The sequence below is a fragment of the Brevibacterium sp. H602 genome, from assembly GCF_051172395.1.
Taxonomy (GTDB): Bacteria; Actinomycetota; Actinomycetes; order Actinomycetales; family Brevibacteriaceae; genus Brevibacterium.
On the sequence record NZ_JBPIZD010000045.1, the window covers coordinates 1 to 5,792 of the forward strand.

5 protein-coding genes are annotated in these 5,792 nt (G+C 65.1%); 3 read left to right on the plus strand and 2 right to left on the minus strand.

Annotated elements, in window-relative coordinates:
• Window positions 1-25: 25 nt before the first annotated feature.
• Window positions 26-574, minus strand: a complete 549-nt coding sequence (locus ACSBQT_RS17730) for a helix-turn-helix domain-containing protein (protein ID WP_410711487.1) — start codon at window positions 572-574, stop codon at window positions 26-28.
• Window positions 575-635: 61 nt separating this feature from the next.
• On the opposite strand from ACSBQT_RS17730, the gene ACSBQT_RS17735 reads away from it, so the two are divergent.
• Window positions 636-2,024, plus strand: a complete 1,389-nt coding sequence (locus tag ACSBQT_RS17735; RefSeq protein WP_435002195.1) for an L-lactate permease — start codon at window positions 636-638, stop codon at window positions 2,022-2,024.
• Between the two features lie 85 nt (window positions 2,025-2,109).
• Here the strand turns inward: ACSBQT_RS17735 and ACSBQT_RS17740 are convergent, their stop codons facing one another.
• Window positions 2,110-3,438 carry a M24 family metallopeptidase gene (locus tag ACSBQT_RS17740; protein WP_435002196.1) on the minus strand — a complete coding sequence of 443 codons (1,329 nt, stop codon included), beginning with the start codon at window positions 3,436-3,438 and terminating at the stop codon, window positions 2,110-2,112.
• A gap of 448 nt (window positions 3,439-3,886) precedes the next feature.
• Between ACSBQT_RS17740 and ACSBQT_RS17745 the strand changes: the two genes are divergently transcribed.
• Both ACSBQT_RS17745 and ACSBQT_RS17750 read left to right on the plus strand, forming a co-directional pair.
• Complete coding sequence (locus tag ACSBQT_RS17745) at window positions 3,887-4,372, plus strand: Lrp/AsnC family transcriptional regulator (protein ID WP_101547408.1); 486 nt, start codon at window positions 3,887-3,889, stop codon at window positions 4,370-4,372.
• Window positions 4,369-5,760: an aspartate aminotransferase family protein gene (locus ACSBQT_RS17750; protein WP_169252425.1), complete on the plus strand. Its 1,392-nt coding sequence runs from the start codon at window positions 4,369-4,371 to the stop codon at window positions 5,758-5,760. The genes ACSBQT_RS17745 and ACSBQT_RS17750 overlap by 4 nt, the downstream gene beginning before the upstream one ends.
• Window positions 5,761-5,792 lie beyond the last annotated feature (32 nt).

The following is a 5,792-nucleotide window of genomic DNA, read 5'->3' on the forward strand; positions in this document are numbered from 1 at the left end:
GGTAGTAAGAAGGGGTGCGGCGGGGTCAGACGATGATGAGCATGAGTTCGGCGGGCTCGTCGTGAGGGTTGGCCAATTGGTGTGGAACGTCCCCGGGAGCCTGGGCGCAGTCACCGGCGTACAGGGTCGTACGACGGTCGATGGTGACGACCTCGATGCTGCCTTTGAGGACGAAGAAGCTCTCACGCGATCCGCTGCGGTGGGCGGCGAAGGCCGAGGTCTCGCTGCGCGGGTCGAGACGGTAGTGCACGACCTCCATGTTCTCGATCGCCGATGGCAGATCCCGCCGCCAGACCCCCTTGCCGAAGGTCGAGGTCGTGGGGATCGCCTCGCTGCGGGTGATGGTGACTTCCGGGGCGGCCAGCAGTTCGCCGACGTCGACGCCGAGTGCGCGGGAGAGGCCCATGGCGTTCGATACCGATGTGTCCTGCTCGCCCCGTTCGATCTTCGACAGAGCGGCGCGCGACAGTCCCGCCCTCACCGCGAGCTCGTTGAGGGTGAGGTTGTTGTACTTGCGCCGAGCTCTGATGCGGGCGCCGAAGACACGTGCGCCGAGATCCTCTTCTTTCGCCATTGGAGCATCATATTCTATTCTTGGATCATAGAATCACATCTCACAAAGGAAACTTCACCCCATGGCGGCAGTGCTGGCTCTCACCCCGATCCTCATTGCCATCGTCCTCCTCCTGCTCAAGCAGAGTTCCTGGGTCGCCGCTCTCGCGGGCGCCGTGCTCGCGGCCGGTCTCGTCGCCTTCGTCTTCCCCACTCCCGCCTCGGTGCTGGTGGAATCGGGGATCGACTACTTTCCGCTCATCCTCGAGGTCGCGCTCATCCTGCTCTTCGGCATGCTGCTTGCCCGGCTGCTCGAGTCCGCGGGATCGATGTCGCAGATCTCGTCCTGGGTCGAGTCGCTGTCACCGGGCCGCCCGCTCGGTGTCGCGCTCGTCGTGTTCGGCATCGTGCCCTTCGCGGAATCGGTCACCGGCTTCGGCATCGGTGTCACCGTCGGGGTGCCGATCCTGCGTCACCTCGGCTGCACTTTGCGGCAGTCCGCGATCCTCGGCCTCCTCGGGCTCATCGCCGTCCCATGGGGTGCCCTGGGACCCGGCACCACCGTAGCGGCGGCGCTCGCCGGGCTGGATGTCGACGAACTCGGCCTGGCCACGGCCTGGATCAATGCGATTCCGGTCATCATCGTCGCGATCGCGGTGGTCGCGATCATGCGACCGTCCGCCGCCTCGGCGCTGGGGATCATCGGTTCCGGCGCACTCATGTGGGCGGGGATCCTCGCTTCCAGCTCTGTCATCGGCATGGCCCCGTCGGGGATCATCGGATCGCTGATCGTCATCCTGCTCGTCGGTGCGCTGTTCATGATCCGCAAGAGAGCCACGGGGATGACGCGTCGCCTCGGCGTGGCGGTTCTGCCCTACGGGGTGCTCACGGTCGGGCTGCTGTTGGCGCGGGCCCTGCACGCCGCGCTGCCCTCGCCCCTCACGCAGATCATCGCCTCTCCCCCGTTCTGGCTGGCCGCCGCCTGCCTCATCGCCGCCTTCGCCGTCGCCAGCAGACGCGAAGTCACCGTTGCGGCCATACGTTCCTGGGTGCCCATCGGCGTCGGGACCGCCGCGTTCATGCTCATGGGCTGGATCATGACGACCACGGGGATGAGCGAGGCGATCGGCTCCCTGCTGCCGGCCGGACTCATCCTGCTGACTCCGTGGCTGAACTCCATCGGAGCGGTGCTCACCGGGTCGAACACAGGAGCGAACTCGATGTTCACCGGCACCCTGACCGCGGCCGCCGCATCATCGCACGTCTCGGCTCTGCCGGTCGTCGCGGCCGGAAACGCGGCAGGATCACTGGCCGCTCTCGCCGCTCCCCCACGGGTGGCGATGGCCGTGCAGATCGCCGATTCGTCGGTGGCCGCCTCGGCGCAGGACATCGCCTGGGTGCAGGGCCGGGCGATCGCGGTGGCGGGGATCAACGCCCTCGCTCTCGGCCTGTGGATCCAGTTCTTCGTCTGATCGACGCCGGAGACTCCGGCTCCAGGACGCGGGCGAAGAGTGCTGAGGCAGGCGGGATGCGCACGCGGCGCGACCGCGGAGGACCTCAGACGCGGATGATCTCGCGCGGGAAATTGGTGAACGGTTCGCAGCCGTTGTCGGTGATGAGCACCGGTTCCGACAGCTCGATTCCGTACCCGTTCATCCACATTCCGCCGATGAGGTGGAAGGTCATTCCCGCCTCGAGGATCTGCTCGTCCTCGGTGCGGATCGAGATCGTCCGCTCACCCCAGTCAGGCGGGTAGCCGATCCCGATCGAGTAGCCCAGCCGACTGGGCTTCTCCAACCCCGACAGAGCCAGCACGCGGTTCCAGGTGCGCGCGAGCTCCGCGGTGGGCACCTCGGGAGCGGCGACGTCGAGGACCGCGGACAGCGCCTCGGCGACCACGCCTTCGAGGCGGACGAGCTCCTGCTTCGGTCGCCCGGTCACCGCGGTGCGAGCCAGCGGAACATGGTAACGGAGGTGGACTCCGGCGAGTTCGATGCTCACCGATTCGTCGCGTTCGAACTTCCGGTCGGTCCAGCTCAGATGCGGGGTGTCCGCGCTTTCGCCGGTGGGCATGAGCGGGACGATCGAGGGATAGTCACCCCAGACTCCGTCGCCGCCCCTGGTCTGGGCTTCGGAGATCGCGGCCGCCACTTCGTTCTGACCGACGCCGACGCCGATCGTGCCCAGCGCCGCGTCCATGGCAGCCGTGGTCACCTTCGCGGCCTTGCGCATGAGCGCGATCTCCGCCGGAGATTTGACCGCGCGGATCCAGTTGACGAGTTCGAAGGAGTCGACGAGGCGCCATTCGGGCACCCCGTTGACAAGCGCCCGGAAGGCTCGTGGGGAGAAGAAATGCGAATCCATCTCCACCCCGACCGGCATCGTCGAGGCACGGGCGACCTCCCAGCGCTGACGCAGGGCGAAGGCGACCCAGTCGAAGGGGTGGATATGCGGACGCTGCACATAGCGTTCGGGATAGCCAACGATGTCCTCGGGCGGCAGCCAGGAGGTGTGCGAGGCACCGCGCGCGTCCATATCGCGCATGAACAGCGTCATCGGTCCCGACGAGGGCACGAAGAGCAGCTGCGGGGTGTAGAAGGACCACGCGTTGTAGCCGGTGAGGTAGTAGATGTTCGCCGGGTCGGTGACGATGAGCGCGGCCAGGCCCTGGTCGAGCATCCTGTTGCGCACCGAGGCGATCCGCCCGAGGTACTCCTCGGCGCTGAACGACAGTTCGTTCGCGCCGATCGTATCGACTTCGCCGGGAACAGGCTGCGAACGCGCCTTGACCTCTTTGCCGGCCTGCCCCTGCTCGGCTCCGGGACGCATCCCGTACACATCCGGGCGATTGTCGTCGCCGCTGTAGAACAGCTCACCCTCATTCATGATCCCAGTGTGGTGATCTCGCTCACATACTGTCAATCACTGTCGATGCGCGTGTTGTCGACGGCCTGTCGATCCGCGCGTCTGCGGGGATCCGCGGGCTTTCGCAGCGGCGATTCGCAGTCCTTCGCAACAGGGATATCGACGACCGCCGACGTCGGGCCCCGGCACTCGGCGAACCGCCACTTCGGGTGGTCGGCGAACAACCGGTTCGGGTGATCAGGTGCCGACGGATCCGGGTGGTTGCCTGCGGCGGTTTCGGGCGGTTGCCACCGGCGGACCCGGGCGCGCCGGTAACGGCACGAGGCGCGGATACCTGTCGGCCGCCTCGGCGATATTGACGAATCCAGAACCAAATATTTTCAGTTTCGACGGAATTCGCATACTCCACAGCGCATTTCAGCAGATTCGGTGGTAGATTGTTCTGAGACGCACATCACGGAGGTGAGAAATGGACCCGCTTCTGCCGAACGGCAGCGGTTCCCGACTGGGGAATCTCGACGAGAAATCTAAGGCGATCATCGTTGAGCTGCAGCACGACGGACGGAAATCCTATTCGGCCATCGGCAAGTCCGTCGGCCTGTCCGAGGCCGCCGTGCGCCAGCGAGTGTCGCGGCTCATCGATTCGGGCGTCATGGAGATCGTCGCCGTGACCGACCCGCTGAGTCTGGGATTCGCGCGGCAGGCGATGGTGGGGCTGAAGGTCCGCGGAGACATCTCCGCGGTCGCCGAGAAGCTGCACGACTACGACGAAATCGACTACCTCGTCGTCACCGCCGGTTCGTTCGACCTTCTGGTCGAGATCGTGTGTGAATCGGATCGGCATCTGATCGAGTTCGTCAATGAGGAGCTCCGCTCGATCGATGCCGTCGTGGATACGGAGCTCTTCATGTACCTCTCACTCGAAAAGCAGAAATACAACTGGGGGACGCGATGACAGACAATGTCACCAGGGCCGGCACTCCTTATCAGGATGCCATCCGCAACAACGTGTGGATGCACATGTCACCACACCAAGCACTGTTCAACGGTGGTGAGGCGCCGGTCATCGTACGCGGCGAGGGCCACCACATCTTCGACGACAAGGGCAAGAAGTACCTCGACGGTCTCGCCGGCCTGTTCACCGTTCAGGTCGGCCACGGTCGTGAGCAGATCGCGAAGGCGATGTACGACCAGACGCTGAAGCTGCCGTTCATGCCGCTGTGGTCGTATGCGCACCCGCAGGCGATCGAGGTCTCGGAACGTCTGGCCAGCTATGCGCCGGGCGATCTCAACCGGGTCTTCCTCACCTCCGGCGGCGGCGACTCGGTCGAGTCGGCGATGAAGCTGGCGAAGAACTACTTCAAGCTCGTCGGCAAGCCCGGCAAGCACAAGATCATCTCGCGGGCCACCGCCTACCACGGCACCCCGCACGGTGCGCTGTCGGTGACTTCGCTGCCGGGTCTGAGGGAGCAGTTCGCTCCGCTGGTCCCCGGTGCGCACAAAGTGCCGAACACGAACTTCTACCGAGCGCCGGAGCACCTCGCCCACGATGAGAAGGCCTTCGGCCGCTGGGCCGCCGATCGCATCGGTGAGGCCATCGAGTTCGAAGGTGCCGACTCCGTGGCGGCCGTCTTCCTCGAGCCTGTGCAGAACTCCGGCGGCTGCTTCCCGCCGCCTCCCGGGTACTTCGAACGGGTCCGCGAGATCTGCGACGAGTACGATGTGCTGCTGGTCTCGGACGAGACGATCTGCGCCTATGGTCGCATCGGCGACATGTTCGCCTGCAACGACTTCGGCTATGTTCCCGATATCATCACCTCGGCCAAGGGCATCACCTCCGGCTATGCACCGCTGGGTGCGATGATCGCCTCCGATCGACTCTTCGAGCCCTTCGGCCCCGGCGGAGACGAGACCTTCTACCACGGCTACACCTTCGGCGGTCACCCCGTCGCCTGTGCCGCGGCGATGGCGAACTTCGACGTCTTCGAAGAGGAGAAGCTCAACGACCACGTGCACGAGAATGCTGCGGCGTTCAAGTTCACGCTCGAGAAGCTCAAGGACCTGCCGATCGTCGGTGACGTCCGCGGTGAGGGATTCTTCTACGGAATCGAACTCGTCAAGGACAAGGACACGAAGGAATCGTTCACCGAAGAGGAGTCCGAGCGGATTCTCAAGAACTTCGTGTCGGCGAAGATGTACGACAGCGGTCTGTACTGCCGCGCCGATGACCGTGGCGACCCGGTCATCCAGCTCTCGCCTCCGCTGACCGTCGGTCAGAACGAGTTCGACGAGATGGAGCAGATCATCCGCGGCGTCCTGCAGGAAGCCTGGACAATGTTCTGATCCCAATTGCTACCTGACGGCGGCCCAGCAAC

Bases quoted from the DNA above. Each gene is read 5' to 3' on its own strand.
- ACSBQT_RS17730 (WP_410711487.1), bottom strand. From the start codon at position 574: ATGGCGAAAGAAGAGGATCTCGGCGCACGTGTCTTCGGCGCCCGCATC.
- ACSBQT_RS17735 (WP_435002195.1), top strand. From the start codon at position 636: ATGGCGGCAGTGCTGGCTCTCACCCCGATCCTCATTGCCATCGTCCTC.
- ACSBQT_RS17740 (WP_435002196.1), bottom strand. From the start codon at position 3,438: ATGAATGAGGGTGAGCTGTTCTACAGCGGCGACGACAATCGCCCGGAT.
- ACSBQT_RS17745 (WP_101547408.1), top strand. From the start codon at position 3,887: ATGGACCCGCTTCTGCCGAACGGCAGCGGTTCCCGACTGGGGAATCTC.
- ACSBQT_RS17750 (WP_169252425.1), top strand. From the start codon at position 4,369: ATGACAGACAATGTCACCAGGGCCGGCACTCCTTATCAGGATGCCATC.